This is a genomic window from Salipiger sp. IMCC34102, from assembly GCF_004145405.1.
Lineage (GTDB): Bacteria > Pseudomonadota > Alphaproteobacteria > Rhodobacterales > Rhodobacteraceae > Loktanella.
Genome location: NZ_SELQ01000001.1, coordinates 591671 through 612243 on the forward strand (window position 1 = coordinate 591671; position 20573 = coordinate 612243).

At 64.4% G+C, this 20573-nt stretch carries 33 protein-coding genes; 32 read left to right on the forward strand and 1 reads right to left on the reverse strand.

Going from position 1 to position 20573, the window contains the following annotated elements; translation table 11 throughout:
• Window positions 1–41: 41 nt before the first annotated feature.
• The 14 genes from tuf (at window position 42) to EU805_RS03115 (ending at window position 10237) form a co-directional block, all read left to right on the forward strand.
• The gene (gene tuf, locus EU805_RS03045) at window positions 42–1217 is read left to right on the forward strand and encodes an elongation factor Tu (RefSeq protein ID WP_129762441.1); all 1176 of its coding nucleotides are present in this window, start codon (window positions 42–44) and stop codon (window positions 1215–1217) included.
• Window positions 1218–1349: 132 nt separating this feature from the next.
• Complete coding sequence (locus EU805_RS03050; RefSeq protein ID WP_242494035.1) at window positions 1350–2114, forward strand: DUF1007 family protein; 765 nt, start codon at window positions 1350–1352, stop codon at window positions 2112–2114.
• Window positions 2102–3088: a nickel/cobalt transporter gene (locus EU805_RS03055; RefSeq protein ID WP_129762461.1), complete on the forward strand. Its 987-nt coding sequence runs from the start codon at window positions 2102–2104 to the stop codon at window positions 3086–3088. The genes EU805_RS03050 and EU805_RS03055 overlap by 13 nt, the downstream gene beginning before the upstream one ends.
• A gap of 178 nt (window positions 3089–3266) precedes the next feature.
• A complete protein-coding gene (rpsJ, locus tag EU805_RS03060; RefSeq protein ID WP_056032218.1) occupies window positions 3267–3578 on the forward strand; it encodes a 30S ribosomal protein S10 in 312 nt (103 codons plus the stop codon).
• Between the two features lie 12 nt (window positions 3579–3590).
• Window positions 3591–4439, forward strand: coding sequence for a 50S ribosomal protein L3 (rplC, locus tag EU805_RS03065; RefSeq protein WP_129762462.1), 849 nt, complete (start codon window positions 3591–3593; stop codon window positions 4437–4439).
• Window positions 4429–5049 carry a 50S ribosomal protein L4 gene (gene rplD, locus EU805_RS03070; RefSeq protein WP_129762463.1) on the forward strand — a complete coding sequence of 207 codons (621 nt, stop codon included), beginning with the start codon at window positions 4429–4431 and terminating at the stop codon, window positions 5047–5049. The genes rplC and rplD overlap by 11 nt, the downstream gene beginning before the upstream one ends.
• Complete coding sequence (locus EU805_RS03075; RefSeq protein ID WP_129762464.1) at window positions 5046–5342, forward strand: 50S ribosomal protein L23; 297 nt, start codon at window positions 5046–5048, stop codon at window positions 5340–5342. The genes rplD and EU805_RS03075 overlap by 4 nt, the downstream gene beginning before the upstream one ends.
• 426 nt (window positions 5343–5768) lie before the next feature.
• Window positions 5769–6392, forward strand: coding sequence for a DUF6338 family protein (locus EU805_RS03085; RefSeq protein WP_129762466.1), 624 nt, complete (start codon window positions 5769–5771; stop codon window positions 6390–6392).
• A gap of 327 nt (window positions 6393–6719) precedes the next feature.
• Window positions 6720–7562 (forward strand): 50S ribosomal protein L2, encoded by an 843-nt coding sequence (gene rplB / locus EU805_RS03090; protein WP_129762467.1) that lies wholly within the window; start codon window positions 6720–6722, stop codon window positions 7560–7562.
• Window position 7563: 1 nt separating this feature from the next.
• Window positions 7564–7842 carry a 30S ribosomal protein S19 gene (rpsS, locus tag EU805_RS03095; protein WP_129762468.1) on the forward strand — a complete coding sequence of 93 codons (279 nt, stop codon included), beginning with the start codon at window positions 7564–7566 and terminating at the stop codon, window positions 7840–7842.
• Between the two features lie 3 nt (window positions 7843–7845).
• Entirely contained in the window at window positions 7846–8226 is a 381-nt protein-coding gene (gene rplV, locus EU805_RS03100; RefSeq protein ID WP_129762469.1) for a 50S ribosomal protein L22, read from the forward strand.
• On the forward strand, window positions 8226–8942 hold the full coding sequence (gene rpsC, locus EU805_RS03105) for a 30S ribosomal protein S3 (RefSeq protein ID WP_129762470.1): 717 nt from the start codon (window positions 8226–8228) through the stop codon (window positions 8940–8942). Before rplV ends, rpsC begins: the two co-directional genes overlap by 1 nt.
• Window positions 8943–8954: 12 nt before the next feature.
• A complete protein-coding gene (gene rplP / locus EU805_RS03110; RefSeq protein WP_129762471.1) occupies window positions 8955–9368 on the forward strand; it encodes a 50S ribosomal protein L16 in 414 nt (137 codons plus the stop codon).
• Between the two features lie 248 nt (window positions 9369–9616).
• The gene (locus EU805_RS03115; protein ID WP_129762472.1) at window positions 9617–10237 is read left to right on the forward strand and encodes a TIGR02466 family protein; all 621 of its coding nucleotides are present in this window, start codon (window positions 9617–9619) and stop codon (window positions 10235–10237) included.
• 3 nt (window positions 10238–10240) lie between these two features.
• On the opposite strand, the gene EU805_RS03120 is transcribed toward EU805_RS03115, so the two are convergent.
• Window positions 10241–10885 (reverse strand): hypothetical protein, encoded by a 645-nt coding sequence (locus EU805_RS03120; protein WP_129762473.1) that lies wholly within the window; start codon window positions 10883–10885, stop codon window positions 10241–10243.
• Between the two features lie 241 nt (window positions 10886–11126).
• On the opposite strand from EU805_RS03120, the gene rpmC reads away from it, so the two are divergent.
• The 18 genes from rpmC (at window position 11127) to rpsK (ending at window position 20470) form a co-directional block, all read left to right on the forward strand.
• The gene (gene rpmC, locus EU805_RS03125) at window positions 11127–11336 is read left to right on the forward strand and encodes a 50S ribosomal protein L29 (RefSeq protein WP_129762474.1); all 210 of its coding nucleotides are present in this window, start codon (window positions 11127–11129) and stop codon (window positions 11334–11336) included.
• A 4-nt stretch (window positions 11337–11340) separates the two neighbouring features.
• Window positions 11341–11571: a 30S ribosomal protein S17 gene (gene rpsQ, locus EU805_RS03130; protein ID WP_129762475.1), complete on the forward strand. Its 231-nt coding sequence runs from the start codon at window positions 11341–11343 to the stop codon at window positions 11569–11571.
• Window positions 11572–11652: 81 nt separating this feature from the next.
• Window positions 11653–12021 carry a 50S ribosomal protein L14 gene (gene rplN, locus EU805_RS03135; RefSeq protein ID WP_129762476.1) on the forward strand — a complete coding sequence of 123 codons (369 nt, stop codon included), beginning with the start codon at window positions 11653–11655 and terminating at the stop codon, window positions 12019–12021.
• 2 nt (window positions 12022–12023) lie between these two features.
• Window positions 12024–12329, forward strand: a complete 306-nt coding sequence (rplX, locus tag EU805_RS03140) for a 50S ribosomal protein L24 (protein WP_129762477.1) — start codon at window positions 12024–12026, stop codon at window positions 12327–12329.
• Entirely contained in the window at window positions 12329–12892 is a 564-nt protein-coding gene (gene rplE / locus EU805_RS03145) for a 50S ribosomal protein L5 (protein ID WP_129762478.1), read from the forward strand. The genes rplX and rplE overlap by 1 nt, the downstream gene beginning before the upstream one ends.
• A 22-nt stretch (window positions 12893–12914) precedes the next feature.
• Entirely contained in the window at window positions 12915–13220 is a 306-nt protein-coding gene (rpsN, locus tag EU805_RS03150; RefSeq protein WP_129762479.1) for a 30S ribosomal protein S14, read from the forward strand.
• 18 nt (window positions 13221–13238) lie between these two features.
• The gene (gene rpsH, locus EU805_RS03155) at window positions 13239–13631 is read left to right on the forward strand and encodes a 30S ribosomal protein S8 (RefSeq protein ID WP_129762480.1); all 393 of its coding nucleotides are present in this window, start codon (window positions 13239–13241) and stop codon (window positions 13629–13631) included.
• A 10-nt stretch (window positions 13632–13641) separates the two neighbouring features.
• Complete coding sequence (rplF, locus tag EU805_RS03160; protein WP_129762481.1) at window positions 13642–14175, forward strand: 50S ribosomal protein L6; 534 nt, start codon at window positions 13642–13644, stop codon at window positions 14173–14175.
• 1 nt (window position 14176) lies between these two features.
• Complete coding sequence (gene rplR, locus EU805_RS03165; RefSeq protein WP_129762482.1) at window positions 14177–14536, forward strand: 50S ribosomal protein L18; 360 nt, start codon at window positions 14177–14179, stop codon at window positions 14534–14536.
• A gap of 161 nt (window positions 14537–14697) precedes the next feature.
• Window positions 14698–15300 (forward strand): 30S ribosomal protein S5, encoded by a 603-nt coding sequence (gene rpsE / locus EU805_RS03170; RefSeq protein WP_129762483.1) that lies wholly within the window; start codon window positions 14698–14700, stop codon window positions 15298–15300.
• A gap of 12 nt (window positions 15301–15312) precedes the next feature.
• Window positions 15313–15501, forward strand: a complete 189-nt coding sequence (gene rpmD / locus EU805_RS03175) for a 50S ribosomal protein L30 (protein ID WP_129762484.1) — start codon at window positions 15313–15315, stop codon at window positions 15499–15501.
• Between the two features lie 216 nt (window positions 15502–15717).
• On the forward strand, window positions 15718–15927 hold the full coding sequence (locus tag EU805_RS03180; RefSeq protein ID WP_129762485.1) for a DUF1127 domain-containing protein: 210 nt from the start codon (window positions 15718–15720) through the stop codon (window positions 15925–15927).
• A gap of 97 nt (window positions 15928–16024) precedes the next feature.
• Complete coding sequence (locus tag EU805_RS03185) at window positions 16025–16780, forward strand: alpha/beta hydrolase (RefSeq protein ID WP_129762486.1); 756 nt, start codon at window positions 16025–16027, stop codon at window positions 16778–16780.
• 119 nt (window positions 16781–16899) lie between these two features.
• The gene (gene rplO, locus EU805_RS03190; protein WP_129762487.1) at window positions 16900–17379 is read left to right on the forward strand and encodes a 50S ribosomal protein L15; all 480 of its coding nucleotides are present in this window, start codon (window positions 16900–16902) and stop codon (window positions 17377–17379) included.
• A 128-nt stretch (window positions 17380–17507) separates the two neighbouring features.
• On the forward strand, window positions 17508–18848 hold the full coding sequence (gene secY, locus EU805_RS03195; RefSeq protein WP_129762725.1) for a preprotein translocase subunit SecY: 1341 nt from the start codon (window positions 17508–17510) through the stop codon (window positions 18846–18848).
• Window positions 18845–19492 carry an adenylate kinase gene (locus EU805_RS03200; protein WP_129762488.1) on the forward strand — a complete coding sequence of 216 codons (648 nt, stop codon included), beginning with the start codon at window positions 18845–18847 and terminating at the stop codon, window positions 19490–19492. Before secY ends, EU805_RS03200 begins: the two co-directional genes overlap by 4 nt.
• A 204-nt stretch (window positions 19493–19696) precedes the next feature.
• Window positions 19697–20065 (forward strand): 30S ribosomal protein S13, encoded by a 369-nt coding sequence (gene rpsM, locus EU805_RS03205; RefSeq protein WP_129762489.1) that lies wholly within the window; start codon window positions 19697–19699, stop codon window positions 20063–20065.
• A 12-nt stretch (window positions 20066–20077) separates the two neighbouring features.
• Window positions 20078–20470 carry a 30S ribosomal protein S11 gene (gene rpsK, locus EU805_RS03210; protein WP_129762490.1) on the forward strand — a complete coding sequence of 131 codons (393 nt, stop codon included), beginning with the start codon at window positions 20078–20080 and terminating at the stop codon, window positions 20468–20470.
• The last annotated feature ends 103 nt before the right edge of the window (window positions 20471–20573 follow it).

Sequence of the window (20573 nt, forward strand, 5' to 3'; positions counted from 1 at the left end):
TCGGGACAGGGGGCCGAAAACAAAAATGCAAGGAGGCCATCATGGCTAAGGCAAAGTTCGAACGTAACAAACCGCACGTGAACATCGGGACGATCGGTCACGTGGACCACGGCAAGACGACGCTGACGGCGGCGATCACGAAGTACTTCGGCGATTTCCGCGCCTACGACCAGATCGACGGCGCCCCCGAGGAGAAGGCCCGCGGCATCACGATCTCGACCGCGCACGTCGAGTACGAGACCGACACGCGCCACTACGCGCACGTCGACTGCCCCGGCCACGCCGACTACGTCAAGAACATGATCACCGGTGCCGCCCAGATGGACGGCGCGATCCTGGTCGTGAACGCCGCCGACGGCCCCATGCCGCAGACGCGCGAGCACATCCTGCTGGGCCGTCAGGTCGGCATCCCCTACATGGTCGTCTACATGAACAAGGTCGACCAGGTGGACGACGAGGAGCTGCTGGAGCTCGTCGAGATGGAGATCCGCGAGCTGCTGTCCTCCTACGACTACCCCGGCGACGACATCCCGATCATCAAGGGCTCGGCCCTGGCGGCGATGGAAGAGCGTGACGCGGAGATCGGCGAGAACTCGATCCGCGAACTGCTGGCCGCCGTCGACGAGTACATCCCGACGCCCGCACGCGCCGTGGACCTGCCGTTCCTGATGCCGATCGAGGACGTCTTCTCGATCTCGGGTCGTGGTACGGTCGTCACGGGGCGCGTCGAGCGTGGCGTGATCAACGTCGGCGACAGCATCGAGATCGTGGGCATCCGCGACACCAAGACGACCACCTGCACGGGCGTCGAGATGTTCCGCAAGCTGCTGGATTCGGGTGAAGCCGGCGACAACATCGGCGCGCTGCTGCGCGGCGTGGACCGCGACGGCGTGGAGCGGGGCCAGGTGCTCTGCAAGCCCGGCTCGGTGAAGCCGCATACGAAGTTCGAGGCCGAGGCCTACATCCTGACCAAGGAAGAGGGTGGCCGTCACACGCCGTTCTTCGCCAACTACCGTCCGCAGTTCTACTTCCGCACGACGGACGTGACGGGCACGGTGGAGCTTCCCTCGGGCACCGAGATGGTGATGCCGGGCGACAACCTGAAGTTCGACGTGGAGCTGATCGCGCCGATCGCGATGGAAGAAGGCCTGCGCTTCGCCATCCGCGAAGGCGGCCGCACCGTCGGCGCCGGCGTGGTGTCGAAGATCACCGAGTAAGGGGCGGCTTCGGCAAGACCGAACCGCCACCGGTGGGCAAACGCGGTTCGACCGAACCGCCGGCCCACGCGGGAGAGAACAGAAAGGCCGTCGCAGACATGCGGCGGCCTTTTTCCTGCGACGGTGCGAAGCGTGCCCGATGACCTGCCGCGTCACGGACGCGCGCCCCTGGCCCCGCGCGTCGTCGGCACATCGCCGCCAGTCCGGTGCCGCTCGCTTGTCCTCGCGCAAGACCGCGACTACGACTTCGCCATGCGCCGAACCGGATCCTGCCTCTTTCTTTGTGCTGCCTTCCTCGCGACCGAGGCACCGGCGCATCCTCATGTCTTCGTCGAAGTCGGTATGACCATCGTCTTCGACGGTGAGGACATGACCGAGGTCCGGCTGAATTGGGCCTACGACGATTTCTTCACGATGCTGCTGCTGGCCGATCTGGGATTGGATTCGGACGGGGATCTGACCCTCTCGGACGAGGAGCAGGCCACGTTCCGCGAGGCCGTCACCGAATGGCCCCCGGGCTTCGAAGGCGATCTGGAAGTCGAGAGCGACGGCGCGCGCGCAGCCCTCGCGCCCCGGACGGACCACGAGGCGCACCTCGAAGGAGAGGCGATGGTCGAGACGTTGACCCGCCCCCTGGACCCGCCCGTCGCGGCCCCCCTGGTGATCCGCCCATACGATCCAAGCTATTACACCGCCTACGACGTCACCGGCCCGATCCAGTTCGAAGGCCGCGAAGATTGCACCGCGACGGTCGAGAAACCCGACCTCGGCGCCGCGAACGCCTTGGCGGAGGACCTGCTTCTGGGCCGCTCCCCCGACGAGATCGGGCCGGACGAATTCTTTCCCGAGATCGGGATCGCCTATGCCCAGAGCGTGGTGGTGACATGCGGGTCCTAGGCATCCTCCTTCTTGCCGCCTTGTCGCTGGTCGCGCTCTGGCTCTGGGGTCTTGGCGGTGCGGAGCGGATCATGCTCTCCGCCGGCGAGGCGCAGCGAAGCGTCCAGAACGCGATGGCGGCCAGCCTGCGCGCGCTGAAGGCGCAGGAGCCGGGAGCGATCCTCACGCTCTGGTCCCTGTGCTTCGGCTACGGCTTCGTCCATGCCGCGGGGCCGGGTCACGGGAAACTGGTCATCGGGGGCTACGGTCTGGCCGCGCGGGCGACCGCCCGTCGCCTGGCAGGACTCGCCGTGCTGTCGTCGCTGGCCCAGGCGCTGACCGCGATCGCGCTGGTCTATGCCGCGGTGACGCTCCTGGGGTGGGGGCGCGCGCAGATGACCTCGCTAGCGGACGGTCTGCTGGCCCCCGTCAGCGCCGCGATGATCGCCACGGTCGGCGCCTGGCTGATCCTGCGCGGGCTGCGCCAGATCCCCGGGCGCCGCGCCACCCGGCGGGATCACGGGCACGCCCATGATCATCACCCGGGCCACGACCATCGCCACCATCACCACGGTCACGATCACCACCACGATCATGGCCATGCCCACGACCACGCGTCGGACGGCATCTGCGCCACCTGCGGTCATGCCCATGCCCCCACGCCCCGCCAGGCGGCGGAGGTCCGCTCGGTTCGCGACGCGCTCGTCCTGATCGGCAGCATCGCCGTGCGGCCCTGCACCGGCGCGATCTTCCTTCTGATCCTGACCCATGCGCTCGGCCTCGACTGGGCCGGGATCGCGGGGGCGCTGGTGATGGGGCTGGGCACGGCGACCTTCACCGCCGTCGTGGCGCTGGCTGCGGCCGGCGTGCGCGAGAGCGTGCTGGCGCAGGCCGTCTCCTCCGATGGGTCCGCGCGGCTTTTCGTGGGCATCCAGATCGCGGCGGGATCGCTGGTACTGATCCTCGCCGGGCAGTATCTTCTGCGCAGCCTGTAATCGCGCCGCAATCGCGGGCGGCCCCTTGTCAGCCCGGACCCCATCCCCTATACGCCGCACATCCAGCCAAGGGCGCGATTCTCCGCGCCCTTTTACGTTGGACCAAGACGCGACGAGGGTGCCGGATGAGCCGCCATCTTCCTCTCCGTTAGAGCCCTGTCATAAAGGGTGATGTCACATGGCAGCCAGCCAGAACATCCGTATTCGCCTCAAGGCGTTCGACTACCGCGTCCTCGACGCCTCCACCGCAGAGATCGTCTCGACCGCCAAGCGCACCGGCGCGTCCGTCCGTGGTCCGATCCCGCTGCCCAACAAGATCGAGAAGTTCACCGTCCTGCGCGGGCCGCACATCGACAAGAAGTCGCGCGACCAGTTCGAGATCCGCACCCACAAGCGCCTGCTCGACATCGTCGATCCGACGCCGCAGACCGTGGACGCCCTCATGAAGCTCGACCTCGCCGCCGGCGTGGACGTGCAGATCAGCGTGTAAGGAGGACACCAGATGCTCCGTACAGGACTTATCGCAAAGAAGGTGGGCATGACCCGCCTGTTCATGGAAGACGGCCGCCAGGTGCCCGTCACCGTGTTGAGCCTCGAGAACCTGCAGGTCGTCAGCCAGCGCACCGCCGACAAGCACGGCTACACCGCCGTCCAGCTGGGCGCCGGCACCGCCAAGGTCAAGCGCGTCTCCAAGGCGATGCGTGGTGTCTTCTCGGCCGCCAGCGTGGAACCCAAGCGCAAGGTCGCCGAGTTCCGCGTCTCGGAAGAGAACATGATCAACGTCGGCGAGACACTGATCGCCAACCACTACTTCGAGGGCCAGTACGTCGACGTCTGCGGCACCTCGATCGGTAAGGGCTTCGCCGGTGCCATGAAGCGGCACAATTTCGGCGGCCTGCGCGCCACGCACGGCGTGTCGATCAGCCACCGTTCGCACGGCTCCGTCGGTCAGTGCCAGGACCCGGGCAAGATCTTCAAGGGCAAGAAGATGGCCGGCCACATGGGTGCGGCCCGCGTGACCACGCAGAACCTGCAGGTCGTCCGCACCGACACCGACCGTGGCCTGATCATGGTCAAGGGCGCCGTTCCCGGCTCCAAGGGTGGCTGGGTCACGATCAAGGACGCGGTGAAGAAGCCGACGCCCGAAGGCGTGATCTACCCCGCCGGTCTGAAGTCGAAGGCCGAGGAAGCCCAGCGTCTGGCCGATGAAGCCGCCGCCGAAGCCGCTGCCGCCGAAGCCGCCGCCGCCGAGGCCGCCGCGAAGGAAGAGCAGGCCGCACTCGAGGCCGCCGAGGCCGAGCTGGCTCAAGAGAACAACGCCGAAGAGGGTGGTGACAAAAATGAAAGCTGATGCAATCAAACTCGACGGCGCATCGGCCGGGTCCGTGGACCTGGACGACGCCATCTTCGGGCTGGAGCCGCGCCGCGACATCCTGCACCGTGTGGTCCGCTGGCAGCGCAACAACGCGCAGCAGGGCACCCACTCGACGCTGGGCCGGTCCGAGGTCAGCTACTCGACCAAGAAGATCTATCGCCAGAAGGGCACCGGCGGCGCACGCCACGGGTCCAAGGGCGCGCCGATCTTCCGTCACGGTGGTGTCTACAAGGGTCCCAAGCCCCGCAGCCACGGCCACGAGCTGACCAAGAAGTTCCGCAAGCTGGGCCTGCGCCACGCGCTGTCGGCCAAGCAGGCCGCCGGTGAGCTGGTGGTGCTGGACGCGCTGACGCTGGACAACGCCAAGACCTCCATGCTGGCGAAGCACGTGACCGAGCGTGGCTGGAAGCGCGCGCTGATCATCGACGGCGCGTCGGTGAACGAGGACGTCAGCCGCGCCGCGCGCAACCTCGCGAACGTGGACCTGCTGCCCAGCCAGGGCGCCAACGTCTACGACATCCTGAAAAGCGATACGCTGGTCATCACGAAGGCCGGGATCGAAGCACTGGAGGCCCGTTTGAAATGAGCGCCAAGGCAGAACACTACGACGTGATCCGCAAGCCGGTCATCACGGAAAAGGCCACGATGATGTCGGAAGCGAACGGCGTCGTCTTCGAGGTCGCCATCGACAGCTCCAAGCCGCAGATCAAGGAGGCCGTCGAGGCGCTCTTCGGTGTGAAGGTGAAGGCGGTGAACACCTCCATCACCAAGGGCAAGATCAAGCGCTTCCGCGGCGCCCTCGGCACCCGCCGGGACGTCAAGAAGGCCTACGTGACGCTCGAAGAGGGCAACACGATCGACGTGAGCACCGGGCTGTAAGGCAAAAACGCATTCGATGCGTCATCGGATAGCCTCCTGCGAAAGCAGGGGGCTATTTTCGTATGAAAACAAGAATATCGGCGATCTCGGCAAAAAGTTTGGTCGCCATTACTTGTCGTATCTGAAGGTAGATCCCACATGACTGGCGTGCAAAACGCACTAATTTAAGGAATCCATTATGAGTAAAACACTTAAGCCAGGTCAGAGGGCTCCCGGTTCCGGTCAAGTAAAGATTGTCGGACCGAGAGGGGGAGATACAGGTCAGGAGCGGACCACGACCAAAGGTAATCCACTCCCCCCGACGCCAAAACCAGGCCAACGTTACGTTCCAGTAGATGGAACGAAAAATAAGTCTGGTTTCAAGTAAAACATTCAGCTTCGCGCAGGCGGAGCTGATCCCGTTTTGCGTCTTTTAAGGTTGCTTTGATGGACTTTGCAGTAGCGCAGCTTGCGTTGATATTTCTTCCAGGCCTCATTTGGGGAAGTATCGATGCAAAATACGGTTCTGGGGCCAAAGCTACTCAAACTGTAATGCTGATAAGGTCGTTTGCTTTTGGTCTAGCGTCATACTCGGTACTGTTTGTTGTCTACCTCATGTTGGATATTCCTTTCGGGTATGATGAACTTCCAAGGAATATTGCCGAGCTAGATTTAATACAACTCAGAGATGAAATTGCGTTTTCAATACCAGTTGCATTCATTCTATCAATCGTTTGGCTGTGGGTGGTCCGCTTAAGGTGGCTAGCAAGATTCTTGAATTGGTGTGGTGCGAGCAGGCGCTATGGCGACGAGGATGTTTGGAGTTTTGCGCTTAATTCTAGCATACGTAGCGTCGAATATCTGCATCTCCGTGATTTACAGGGCGGGTTCGTTTATGCTGGTTGGATCAACGTATTCTCAGAAACTGAGGAGTATAGAGAGTTGCTACTGCGTGATGCGATTGTGTATGATCTTGAGGGCGAAGAAATTTCGAGAGCGCCATTCTTGTATTTATCGAGGCCCAAGCAGGATATTTGGATAGAGTTTCCAATAGAGCCAGAAGGAACATGAGCCATGACTGATCGAGAAGGAAAAGATCCCGGTAGGGATCATCGCGGGATCGTAAATGACGGCAGTATGAAAAAGGGCGGGCTAAATACCACGCAGCAGGTCAGTGAGCGACCTCCAGCGCCGACGCCAACCAAGCCTAAGAAATAGATTAAATTGTTGAGTAGCGGCTGACCACTTGCCACCCGCCCCCAACCCCCCTATACGCCCAACACTCACCGCGCCCCGGGATTCGTTCCGGGGTGCTGTGCTTTGAAAACCGGGCACCTTCGGGGGCCTTCACATCAGGGGCCGCATGCCGGCTCCGCCAAGCAAACGGAAGAAGCTAACATGGCACTCAAGTCGTACAAGCCGACGACGCCGGGCCAGCGTGGGCTGGTGCTGATCGACCGTTCGGAGCTTTGGAAAGGACGTCCCGTCAAGTCCCTCACCCAGGGTCTGACGAAATCGGGCGGCCGGAACAACACCGGACGGATCACCTCTCGCCGCATCGGCGGGGGCGCGAAGCGGCTCTATCGTATCGTCGATTTCAAGCGCAACAAGCTGGACATGTCCGCTGTCGTCGCCCGGATCGAATACGACCCCAACCGGACCGCCTTCATCGCCCTGATCCAGTACGAGGACGGCACCCAGACCTACATCCTGGCCCCCCAGCGCGTGAGCGTCGGCGACAAGGTGATCGCCTCCGCGCGCGCCGACATCAAGCCGGGCAACGCGATGCCCTTCAGCGGCATGCCGATCGGCACGATCGTCCACAACATCGAGCTCAAGCCCGGCAAGGGCGGCCAGATCGCACGCGCCGCGGGCACCTACGCCCAGTTCGTCGGTCGCGACGGCGGCTACGCCCAGATCCGCCTGAGCTCCGGCGAGCTGCGCCTGGTGCGTCAGGAATGCATGGCCACCATCGGTGCCGTGTCGAACCCCGACAACTCCAACCAGAACTTCGGCAAGGCCGGCCGCACGCGTCACCAGGGCAAGCGCCCGAGCGTCCGCGGCGTCGCCATGAACCCGATCGACCACCCGCACGGCGGTGGTGAAGGCCGGACTTCCGGTGGTCGTCACCCCGTCACGCCCTGGGGCAAACCCACCAAGGGCGCCAAGACGCGCAACCGCAAGAAGGCTTCGAGCAACTTGATCATCCGCACGCGTCACCAAAAGAAGAAAGGCCGCTAATATGGCTCGTTCCGTCTGGAAAGGCCCCTTCGTCGACGCTTACGTGCTGAAGAAAGCCGAAGCGGCGCGCGACAGCGGCCGCAACGAGGTGATCAAGATCTGGTCGCGTCGTTCCACCATCCTGCCTCAGTTCGTTGGCCTGACCTTCGGGGTCTACAACGGCAAGAAGCACATTCCCGTCAACGTCAGCGAAGACATGATCGGTCAGAAGTTCGGTGAATACTCCCCGACCCGGACCTACTACGGTCACGCCGCCGACAAAAAAGCGAAGCGGAAGTAAGCCATGAGCAAGGACAACAATCCCCGCCGCGTGGCCGACAACGAAGCCCGCGCCAAGCTGCGCATGCTGCGCACCAGCCCGCAGAAGCTGAACCTGGTGGCGCAACTGATCCGCGGCAAGAAGGTGGACAAGGCCCTCACGGACCTGACCTTCTCGAAGAAGCGGATCGCCGGCGACGTGAAGAAGTGCCTTCAGTCGGCCATCGCCAACGCCGAGAACAACCACGGTCTGGACGTCGACGAACTGGTCGTCGCCGAGGCCTACGTGGGCAAGAACCTTCTGATGAAGCGCGGACGCCCCCGGGCGCGCGGCCGCTTCGGCAAGATCGTGAAGCCGTTTTCGGAAATCACCATCCTGGTGCGTCAGAACGAGGAGCAAGCGTAATGGGTAACAAAGTCAATCCCGTCGGCATGCGTCTTCAGGTGAACCGCACCTGGGACAGCCGTTGGTTTGCGAACACCAAGGACTACGGGGACCTTCTGCTGGAAGACCTCGCGATCAAGGCGTTCATCCGCAAGGAATGCAAGCAGGCCGGCATCAGCCGCGTGATCATCGAGCGTCCGCACCGCAAGTGCCGCGTCACGATCCACGCCGCCCGTCCGGGCGTCATCATCGGCAAGAAGGGCGCGGACATCGAGACGCTGCGCGCCAAGCTGTCGAAGCTGACCAAGTCGGAACTGCACCTCAACATCGTCGAGGTCCGCAAGCCCGAACTGGACGCAGCCCTGGTGGCCGAGAACATCGGTCAGCAGCTCGAGCGTCGTGTCTCGTTCCGTCGCGCCATGAAGCGCGCGGTGCAGAACTCGATGCGCATGGGCGCCCTGGGCATCCGCGTGAACCTCGCCGGCCGTCTTGGCGGCGCCGAGATCGCACGGACCGAGTGGTACCGCGAAGGCCGCGTGCCTCTGCACACCCTGCGGGCCGACATCGACTACGCGCTTTACGAAGCCATGACCCCCTATGGCATCATCGGGATCAAGGTCTGGATCTTCAAAGGCGAGATCATGGAACACGATCCGCAGGCGCGCGATCGCAAACACGCCGAGCTTCAGGAAGGCGCGATCCCGCGCGGTCCTGGTGGCCCGCGTCGCGACCGGTAAGGAGTAGAGCACATGCTGCAACCGAAACGCACCAAATTCCGCAAGATGCACAAGGGCCGCATCAAGGGCGAAGCGAAGGGCGGGTTCGACCTGAACTTCGGCACCTTCGGCCTGAAGGCCCTCGAGCCCGAGCGGATCACCGCACGCCAGATCGAAGCCGCCCGCCGGGCCATGACGCGTCACATGAAGCGTCAGGGTCGCGTCTGGATCCGGATCTTCCCCGATCTGCCCGTCACCTCCAAGCCGGTCGAAGTCCGGATGGGTAAAGGCAAGGGCTCGGTCGATTTCTGGGCCGCCAAGGTCAAGCCCGGCCGCGTGATGTTCGAGATCGACGGCGTCGGCGAGGACGTGGCCCGCGAGGCTCTGCGTCTGGCCGCGATGAAGCTGCCGATCAAGACCCGCACCGTGATGCGCGAAGACTGGTAAGCCCGGATCTCGCGTTAAGACTTGAAAGGCCCTCGCCCCGCGGCGGGGGCCTTTTGCGTGGGATTGCCAGGTGGCAATCGACCGGAAAGTCGTGAGGCGCTCCGCGCTTGCGCGATCTCAATTGCCCCTTAAGGCCACCGCCCGCGGCGTTTACCCTTGCCGCGCAAGGCGGGGCTTCGGCGTATTTTTCACGACACCTCCCCGGTCACCGCTGGCGCAGGCGGGCGTGTCGGGGATAGGAAGGACCCATGAGCAACATCAGATCCCTCTTCGTCACCCGCCTCTACCAGGCGCCGCTTTCGGCCAAGGGCAAACCCGTCGATCCCGACGAGCTTGCGGCCACCTGTCTTTCCATCGCCGAGGACGACGAGGCGGGGCAGGACTGGTGCGAGCAGAACGATTTCCCCGGCTACACCTCCTATGCCTCGCTCACGGATCTCGCCTGGCGGATGCCGATCTTCAAGACGGTGAAGAAGGCGCTCGACAAGCACGTGAAAGCCTTCGCCGAGGATCTGGCCTTCGACCTGGACGGCAAGAAGCTGAAGTTGGAAGACCTCTGGATCAACATCCTGCCCGAAGGCGGCATCCACACGGCGCATATCCATCCGCACTCGGTGATCTCGGGGACGACCTATGTCGCGATGCCGGAGGGCACCTCTGCCATCAAGTTCGAGGACCCGCGCCTGCCGATGATGATGGCCGCCCCCGGACGCCGCAAGGACGCGGCCGAGATGCTGCAGCAGTTCACCTATGTCGCGCCGGTCGTGGGCGACGTGCTGCTGTGGGAGAGCTGGCTGCGGCACGAGGTGCCGATGAACATGGCCGAGGAAGACCGGATCAGCGTCAGCTTCAACTACAGCTGGGGCTGACGCTCACTCCTCGATCGGGACGACATCCAGCCGCACGGTGCCGATGGTCGTGTCGCGCAGGCGCTCACGGTGCTTGAGATCGCCGTTCACGATGTAAAGGTCCTCCACCCGGTAGGAGGTGAAGGCGTTGGAGCCGTCGCCTACCTGGATGATCGCCTGACGTTCCAGCGGGGTCGCGGGATCGACGAGCTGGAAGTAGGCGGGGTCGGCATTGGCCGCGAGACCTTCGAGGATCGTCATGATCTCGTCGTAATCGGTGATCCGCTCGTCCTGGAAGTAGCAGTAGCCCTCGCTGCCCGCGACGCCCGCGGCGACCACCACGCCGATGGCGATCCCCAGCGGCGTCATCAGGGCGGCCCCGGCGGCGCCGATCCCGGTGCCGGCGCCTGCGATGACCTCGGCCGAGGTGGCGGCGGCCCCGCCGGCCCCCAGCAGGTTCGCCCCGGTCACCGCGTTGGTGAGCGTGTAATAGCCCAGGGCCTTGCCCGAGATCCCCGTCGCGTCGAGTGCTGCCCCGCCCACGTTGGCCACGGCGCGTCCGCCCGAGCCCACGAGCGCGCTCAGGCGGTAGTCGCACATCCCGGCATGGGCGCCGGTGGCGGCGATCGACAGAAGGCCTGCGGCGAGGCAGGAAGCGCGGAGAATCATCGGGGTGGTCCTGTAAGGCGTTTTACCCGAGTGTGACGCGGGCGGGGCCGGTGTAAAGCGGCGGACAGGCGCGCCCGGCAGCGCCTTGCCGATACGGGAAGGGTCCCGGGCGCGAGGTGCCAGTGAATATTGGGTTGCCAACTGCGGACAAGCCTCCTATAGGGCCCTCTCTACCCCACTCCACCGGATTCTGGGTCACCCCTCGCGGGCCCACCGGTGATGTTGAAAAAGGAGCCGTCCCATGGACGCCAAAGAACTGCGTGACAAGACGCCCGACCAGCTTCGGGAAGAGCTTGTGAACCTCAAGAAGCAATCGTTCAACCTGCGCTTCCAGCAGGCCACCGGCCAGCTTGAGAACACTGCGGCGATTCGCAACGCCCGCCGTGGCGCTGCCCGCGTGAAGACGATTCTCAACCAAAAAGCGGCTGACGCCGCCAAGTCGGAGGCCTGAGCCCATGCCGAAGCGCATTTTGCAGGGGGTCGTGACCTCCAACCAGAACGAACAGACCGTCACCGTGTCGGTCGAGCGTCGCTTCAAGCACCCGCTGCTGCACAAGACCGTGCGGAAGTCGAAGAAGTACCGCGCCCACGACGAGAACAACGCGTTCAACGTGGGCGACATGGTGCGCATCCAGGAATGCGCGCCGAAGTCGAAGACCAAACGCTGGGAGGTGATCGCCAGCTAAGGCGGTCGCACCCCGATCAACGAAACCCTGGGGCCCCGGTCGGAAATCGGGACTTCCCCATAGGTCGAAAAAGGACATCACATGATCCAGATGCAGACCAACCTGGATGTTGCTGACAACAGCGGCGCACGCCGTGTTCAGTGCATCAAGGTGCTCGGCGGTTCGCACCGTCGTTACGCATCGGTCGGCGATATCATCGTCGTCTCGGTGAAAGAGGCCATTCCGCGCGGCCGCGTGAAGAAGGGCGACGTGCGCAAGGCCGTCGTCGTGCGCACCGCCAAGGAAGTCTTCCGCGAGGACGGCACCGCGATCCGCTTCGATCGCAACGCCGCCGTCATCCTCAACAACAACAACGAGCCCGTCGGCACCCGTATCTTCGGGCCGGTGGTGCGCGAGTTGCGCGGCAAGAACTTCATGAAGATCATCTCGCTCGCTCCGGAGGTGCTGTAACCATGGCTGCGAAACTGCGCAAAGGCGACAAGGTCGTCGTGCTCGCCGGCAAGGACAAGGGCCTGACCGGTGAGATCAAGAGCGTCGATCCCAAGGCCGGCAAGGCCGTGGTCGACGGCGTGAACATGGCCGTGCGCCACCAGAAGCAATCCCAGACGTCCGAAGGCGGTCGCACGCCCAAGGCGATGCCGATCCAGCTGAGCAACCTCGCGCTGGTCGACGCCAACGGCAAGGCCACCCGCGTGGGCTTCCGCATGGATGGGGACAACAAGGTGCGGTACGCCAAGACCACAGGGGATGCGATCTGATGCTTGACAACGCGACATACACCCCGCGCCTCGAGAAGCAGTACCGGGACACGATCCGGGCGGCTCTCAAGGAAGAGTTCGGCTACAAGAACGACATGCAGATCCCGCGTCTGGACAAGATCGTCCTGAACATCGGCTGCGGTGCCGAAGCCGTCCGTGACAGCAAGAAGGCGAAGACGGCTCAGGAAGACCTGACCACCATCGCCGGCCAGAAGGCCATGACCACCCGCGCCAAGAAGTCGATCGCCGGCTTCCGCGTCCGCGAGGACATGCCCCTGGGTGCCAAGGTCACGCTGCGTGCCGACCGGATGTACGAATTCCTCGACCGCCTGATCAACGTGGCGATGCCGCGGATCCGCGACTTCCGCGGCGTGTCCGGCAAGAGCTTCGACGGCCGTGGCAACTACGCCACCGGCATCAAGGAGCACCTGGTTTTCCCCGAGATCAACTTCGACAAGATCGACGAGAACTGGGGCATGGACATCGTGATCTGCACCACCGCTGCAACCGACGCCGAAGCCAAGAGCCTGTTGAAGCACTTCAACATGCCGTTCAACAGCTGATCGCGTCAGGGAGAATAGAGATATGGCCAAGAAATCCATGATCGAGCGCGAGAAGAAGCGCGAACGCCTGGTGGCGCAGTACGCTGAGAAGCGCGCGGCCCTCAAGGATATCATCAACGACCGTGAAAAGCCCGTGGAGGAGCGCTTCAAGGCGTCCCTGAAGCTGGCCGAACTGCCCCGCAACTCCAGCAAGGTGCGCCTGCACAACCGCTGCCAGCTGACGGGCCGTCCGCACGCCTACTACCGCAAACTGAAGATCAGCCGGATCGCGCTGCGGGACCTCGGGTCCAACGGCGAGATCCCCGGCATGGTCAAGTCGAGCTGGTAAGGGAGAGACATCATGCCAATGAACGACCCTATCGGCGACATGCTGACCCGGATCCGCAACGGCCAGATGCGCGGCAAGTCGGCGGTGGAAACCCCCGCCTCCAAGCTGCGCGGCTGGGTGCTGGATGTGATGGCCGATGAAGGCTACATCCGCGGCTACAACAAGAAGGACGGCAAGGACGGTCACCCGGCCTTCTCGATCGAGCTGAAGTACTACGAAGGCGCTCCTGTCATCCAGGAGGTCAAGCGCGTGTCCAAGCCCGGTCGCCGTGTCTACATGGCCGCCACCGACCTGCCCTCGGTCCGCCAGGGCCTGGGCGTGTCCATCGTTTCCACCCCGCAGGGCGTCATGTCCGACGCCAAGGCACGGGCCGCCAACGTCGGCGGCGAAGTGCTCTGCACCGTATTCTAAGGAGGGACCCATGTCTCGTATTGGTAAAAGACCGGTCGAGCTGCCCTCCGGGGTAGAGGCCAAGGTGTCGGGCCAGACCATCGAAGTGAAGGGCCCCAAGGGCACCCGCAGCTTCCATGCGACCGACGACGTCACGCTGACCGTCGAGGACGGCGCCGTCACGGTGACCCCGCGCGGCAAGTCCAAGCGGGCCCGCCAGCAGTGGGGCATGAGCCGCTCGCAGGTGGAGAACCTGGTGACCGGCGTGACCACGGGGTTCCGCAAGGAACTCGAGATCAATGGCGTGGGCTACCGGGCGCAGATGCAGGGCAACACCCTGAAGCTGAGCCTGGGATACAGCCACGACGTGAACTTCGAAGTGCCCGAGGGTGTGACCGTCACGGCGCCGAAGCAGACCGAGGTCGTCGTCGAGGGCATCGACCAGCAGGTCGTTGGTCAGGTTGCCGCAAACATCCGTGCCTGGCGTGCGCCCGAGCCCTACAAGGGCAAGGGCATCAAGTACAAGGACGAGTACATCTTCCGCAAGGAAGGGAAGAAGAAGTAACATGGCAAACTCCAAGAGATCCCTGTTCATCAAGCGCCGCCTGCGCGTCCGCAACAAGTTGCGCGCCGTCAACGCGGGCCGCATGCGCCTGAGCGTGCACCGCAGCAACAAGAACATCAGCGCCCAGCTGATCGACGACGTGAACGGCGTGACCGTGGCCTCCGCCTCCAGCCTCGAGAAGGATCTGGGGCTGGTCGGCAAGAACAACGTCGAGGCGGCCAAGAAGATCGGCGAGACGATCGCCGAGCGCGCCAAGAAGGCCGGTGTGGAAGAAGCCTACTTCGACCGCGGTGGCTTCCTGTTCCACGGCAAGATCAAGGCCGTCGCCGACGGCGCGCGCGAGGGTGGCCTGAAAATTTAAGCGATCGGGGCGGGAGCGATCCCGCCCTTCGACATGCGGGGGATGCGATCTTTCGCCTCTCCCGACTGCAGGGCGGATGGATCCGTCCTCGATGACCGGGGCCGATGGGCACTGCGGTCGACGCAACAAGGCGAAAGCCGGATTTGAAAGGACAGCCAGACATGGCAGAACGTGACAACCGCGGGGGCCGTGGCCGCCGCGAAGAGCAAACACCGGAATTCGCCGACCGTCTGGTCGCGATCAACCGCGTGTCCAAGACCGTCAAGGGCGGTAAGCGCTTCGGCTTCGCAGCCCTCGTCGTCGTGGGCGACCAGAAGGGCCGCGTGGGCTTCGGCAAGGGCAAGGCCAAGGAGGTCCCCGAGGCCATCCGCAAGGCCACCGAAAGCGCCAAGCGCAACATGATCCGCGTCGCGCTCAAGGACGCGCGCACGCTGCACCACGACATGAACGGTCGCCACGGCGCGGGCCGCGTCGTGATGCGTCAGGCCCCCGCGGGGACCGGGATCATCGCCGGTGGTCCGATGCGTGCCGTCTTCGAGATGCTGGGCGTCCAGGACGTCGTCTCGAAGTCGATCGGCAGCCAGAACCCCTACAACATGATCCGGGCCACGCTGAACGGTCTGCAGAAAGAGCAGTCCCCGCGCGCCGTCGCCCAGCGTCGTGGCAAGAAGGTCGCCGACATCCTGCCCAAGCGGGACACGGTCGATGAACAGTCCGACGTGGCGCACAACGCCACCGAGGCCGAAGCCACCGTCGACGCGTAAGGAGAACTGAGCATGGCAAAGACCATCGTCGTCAAGCAGGTGGGCTCGCCCATCCGCCGCCCCGAGAAGCAGCGCCAGACCCTCATCGGTCTCGGCCTGAACAAGATGAACCGCACACGCGAGCTGGAGGATACGCCCTCTGTCCGCGGCATGGTCAACTCGATCCCGCACCTGGTGCAGATCGTGGAGGAGCGGGGCTGAGGCCTGGCTCATCGACCGCGCAAGATTTGACGCCCGCAGCTTCGCGCTGCGGGCGTCTTTCGTCGCGAAGGCCGTCTCTCGCCTTGGGTTGCGCGGATTGCATGGCGGGGTTCCGATCCCGTGCGTTGTGAAGGCGGCCGGACTTTTCTATCTGCCGGGTACGACGACGAAACGGCTCGCTGAGACTGGCGGGCACCAACCTGCAAGGAGCCTGTTATGGCCATCGCGACCTCGACCTCTTCCGTCCGCACCGAGACGTTCCTGGGCCTCAAGACCCAGTTCTCCAACTACATGGCCCGCCGCGCGGCCTACAACCGCACCTACGCCGAGCTGTCCTCGCTGACCGATCGCGAGCTGTCCGACCTGGGCCTGAGCCGCGGCATGATCCGCGCGGTCGCGCAGGAAGCGGCGCTGACGGCCGTCTGAGGCAATCAACGCGCACCCGTCGACGCCCCGCCCGGAACCGGCGGGGCGTCTTGCGTTTTGGGCCCCCGTTGCCCTGCACCCGGAAGGAGGTCCCCCGATGATCCCCGAGCGTCTGGAGTTGACCTACCGCGGTCGCACGCTGGTCGGATCGCGCCATGCCGCGGCGGATTCGCGCGGGCTTGCGATCCTGAATCACGGGTTCAGTGCCAACCGGATCGGGCCGCAGCGATTCTACTTCGAGATCGCGCGGACGCTGGCCGCGGCGGGCATCGACGTCGTGGCCTACGACAGGCTTGGGCAGGGGGAGAGCTGCGGCACGCTCGACGAGATCACCCTTCCCGACGAGATCGCGCAGATCGAAGCGATGGTCGACGCCCACGGGCAGGGCCGTCCGGTGCACCTGATCGGACATTCGCTGGGCGGGATGGAAAGCGCCTGCGTGGCCGCCCGTCTACCAAGGCGTATCGCATCGCTCACGCTCTATGCGCCGGCGGCCTATATCGCGGACGAGATTACGGGCGGCACGGTGCTTGGCAAACCGGTGGATCCCATCGACGCAGGCGGCGTCGTCGATCACATGGGCCAGCCCGTCGGTCAGCCGCTGGTGGCCTCCGTGCGCGCGGGGTTCGATCCCTACGCGGGGCTGTCGGCCTATACCGGGCCCGTGCAGATCCACCACGGCTCCCAGGACGAGGTGATCCCCATGCGCTACGTCGAGCGCTACGCGCGGATCTGGGGGGCGCGCGCCCGGTTGATCCGGCACGACACCGATCACGGCTTCTCCGCGATCGAGGTGCGCAAGGCGCTGGCGCGCGACACCCGCGACGGAATCCTTGCGGTCCCGCTTTCTTGACGCCTTCGTGGTCGGTGGCTATACGCCGCCAGTCGGCACCATCCGGGCCGATTCTGATGCAATGCCGTGTGCCTCGTTCCCGTCGCTGGGTGAGGTCCTCCGGCGAAGGAGAAGCGACAATGTTTAAACTGAACGAACTGTCCGACAACGAAGGCGCCGCCAAGCGCAAGCAGCGCGTCGGCCGTGGTGCCGGGTCCGGCAAGGGCAAGACCGGTGGCCGTGGTATCAAGGGTCAGAAGTCCCGCTCGGGTGTGGCCATCAAGGGCTACGAGGGCGGCCAGATGCCGATCTACCAGCGTCTGCCCAAGCGCGGCTTCAACAACATCAACGCCAAGACCTACGCGGTCGTGAACGTCGGCATGATCCAGAAGTTCATCGACGCGGGCAAGATCGACGCCAAGGCCGAGCTGGACGAAGCCGCGCTGATCGCCTCAGGCCTCGTGCGTCGCGCGAAGGACGGCATCCGGGTCCTAGCCAAGGGCGAGATCACCAGCGCGGTGACGCTGAACGTGACGGGCGCCTCCAAGGGGGCCGTCGAGGCCATCGAGAAGGCCGGCGGGTCGGTGACGACCAAGCAGACCGCGGCTGCCGACGCCTGATGCTTGTGGGCGGGGGCATTCCCGCCTAGACAGGTTCGAGTTTTCCAAACGCCGCCGGACGGGAAACCGCTTGGCGGCGTTTTTCATATCCCAAGAGGCCGTATCAAATGGCATCCGCAGCAGAACAAATGGCAGCGAACATGAGCTGGGGCGCGCTGGGACGCGCGACCGAGCTGCGCAGCCGCATCTTCTTCACCATCGGTCTTCTGTGCGTCTATCGCCTTGGCACCTACATCCCGGTGCCGGGGATCGACGGCGTGCAGCTGCGTGCCTTCATGGACGACGCGGCGGCCGGTCTCGGCGGGATCCTGTCGATGTTCACCGGCGGGGCGCTGGCGCGGATGGGGATCTTCGCGCTGGGGATCATGCCCTATATCTCGGCCTCGATCATCGTGCAGCTTCTGGGGTCCATGTGGGAGCCGCTGAAGCAGCTCAAGAAGGAGGGTGAGCAGGGGCGTCGCAAGATGAACCAGTACACGCGCTACGGCACCGTGGCGCTGGCGACGGCGCAGGCCTATGGCCTGGCCAAATCGCTGGAGGCGGGGGGGCTTGCGGCCAACCCCGGGTTCTTCTTCGTGGCGTCCTGCGTCATCACGATCGTCGGCGGCACCATGTTCCTGATGTGGCTGGGCGAGCAGATCACCGCCCGCGGCATCGGCAACGGCATCTCGCTCATCATCTTCGTGGGCATCATCGCCGAGGTTCCCGCAGCCCTCGCGCAGTTCCTGAGCCAGGGCCGGTCAGGGGCGATCAGCCCCTTCGTCATCGTGGGCGTGATCGTCATGGTGATCGCGGTGCTGACCTTCATCGTCTTCATGGAGCGGTCCCTGCGCAAGATCCACATCCAGTATCCGCGCCAGCAGCGGGGGATGAAGGTCTACGACGGATCCTCGTCCCACCTGCCGATCAAGGTGAACCCCGCGGGCGTGATCCCCGCGATCTTCGCCAGCGCCCTGCTGCTGCTGCCGACGACGATCAGCACCTTCTCGGGCGGGACCGCGAACCCGATCATGTCGACCATGCTGGCCTACTTCGGTCCGGGACAGCCGCTCTACCTGCTGTTCTTCACGATCATGATCGTCTTCTTCACCTACTTCTACACCCGCGAGGTCGCCTTCAAGACGGAGGACGTGGCCGACAACCTCAAGAACCAGAACGGCTTCGTGCCCGGCATCCGCCCCGGCAAGCGCACCAAGGAATACCTTGACTACGTGGTGAACCGCATCCTGGTCCTCGGCTCCGGCTACCTGGCCCTGGTGGCTCTGCTGCCCGAGATCATCCGCAGCCAGTTCGCGATTCCCTTCTACTTCGGCGGCACTTCGATCCTGATCATCGTGTCGGTGGGTATGGACACGATCCAGCAAATCCAGTCCCATCTGCTCGCGCATCAGTACGAGGGTCTGATCGAGAAATCGCAGCTGCGCGGCAAGCGCGGTGGAAGCAAGCGGAGGGGGCCGGCGCGCCGATGAACATCATACTTTTGGGACCGCCGGGGGCGGGCAAGGGAACCCAGGCGCAGCGCCTGGTGAAGGACCGCAACATGGTCCAGCTCAGCACCGGCGACATGCTGCGGGCGGCCCGGACCTCCGGCACCGAGATGGGCAAGCGCGTGGCAGACGTCATGGACCGCGGAGAGCTCGTCACCGACGAGATCGTCATCGGCCTGATCCGCGAGCGGCTGACCTCCGGCGACGAGGTCGAGGGCTATATCTTCGACGGCTTCCCGCGCACGCTGGCGCAGGCCGACGCGCTGGGGGATCTGCTGGCCGAGCTTGGCCAGACGCTCGACCGGGTCATCCTGATGGAAGTCGACGACGAGGCGCTGGTCGCGCGGATCACCGCGCGCAGCACCTGTGCCAACTGCGGCGCGGTCTACAACGACATCACCAAGCCGATCCCCGCCGACGGTGTCTGCACCAGCTGCGGCGCGAAGGCCGAGTTCACGCGCCGCGCGGACGACAACGAGGAAAGCCTCAAGACCCGGCTTCTGGCCTATTACAAGCAGACCAGCCCTTTGGTCGGCTACTACCACGCCAAGGACGATCTGGCCCGGGTGGATGGGCTGCAGTCGATGGACGAGGTCGCGGCCTCGATCGCGAAGGCGCTGTCCTGAACACCGGGTAAACCGGGGGTTGACGGCATTCGGTCCGCCCCCTAAAGACCCGTATCCCGCAAGGGAATCGCTGCGTTCGGGTCAATATTGCAAGGCACGCGCGTAGATCACCTGATATGACACTGGCCCGCCGGTCCCCGGTCGGGCCTGCGTTGTGAAAAAAGGGTCTGGCATCACGGACCCGCAACGAAAAGGATTGCTGTTTTGGCACGTATTGCTGGGGTCAACATCCCCTCCGGGAAGCGCGTTCCCATCGCCCTCACCTACATCACCGGTATCGGCAACACCACCGCCCAGAAGATCTGCGAAGCGACCGGCATCGACGCCACGCGCCGCGTGAACGATCTGTCCGACGCGGAAGTGCTGAAGGTCCGCGAATACATCGACGAGAACCTGACCGTCGAAGGCGACCTGCGCCGCGAGACGCAGATGAACATCAAGCGCCTGATGGACCTTGGTTCCTACCGTGGCCTGCGTCACCGCCGGAACCTGCCGGTCCGCGGCCAGCGCACCCACACCAACGCACGCACGCGCAAAGGCCCCGCGAAGGCCATTGCCGGCAAGAAGAAATAAGGAGACGCACCCATGGCACGTGATACCCGTCGCGCCGGCAAGCGCAAAGTCTCCAAGAACATCGCCGCAGGTGTGGCGCATGTGAATTCTTCGTTCAACAACACCAAGATCCTGATCTCGGACGTGCAGGGCAACGCGATCTCCTGGTCGTCCGCCGGCACCATGGGCTTCAAGGGCTCGCGCAAGTCGACGCCCTACGCCGCCCAGATGGCCGCCGAGGATGCGGGCCGGAAGGCCCAGGAACACGGCGTCAAGACGATCGAGGTCGAAGTGCAGGGCCCCGGTTCGGGCCGTGAGAGCGCGCTGCGCGCCTTGGCCGCCGTCGGCTTCAACATCACCTCGATCCGCGACGTGACCCCGATGGCCCACAACGGCTGCCGCCCGCCGAAGCGTCGCCGCGTCTGAGCAAGATCCAGTCAATGGGGCCGTGCATCCGCACGGCCCCCTTGCGCCGTTTTGAAACCTCGAGCGCAGGCTCCTTTGGACATGGGGGCATGCAAGGATGGAG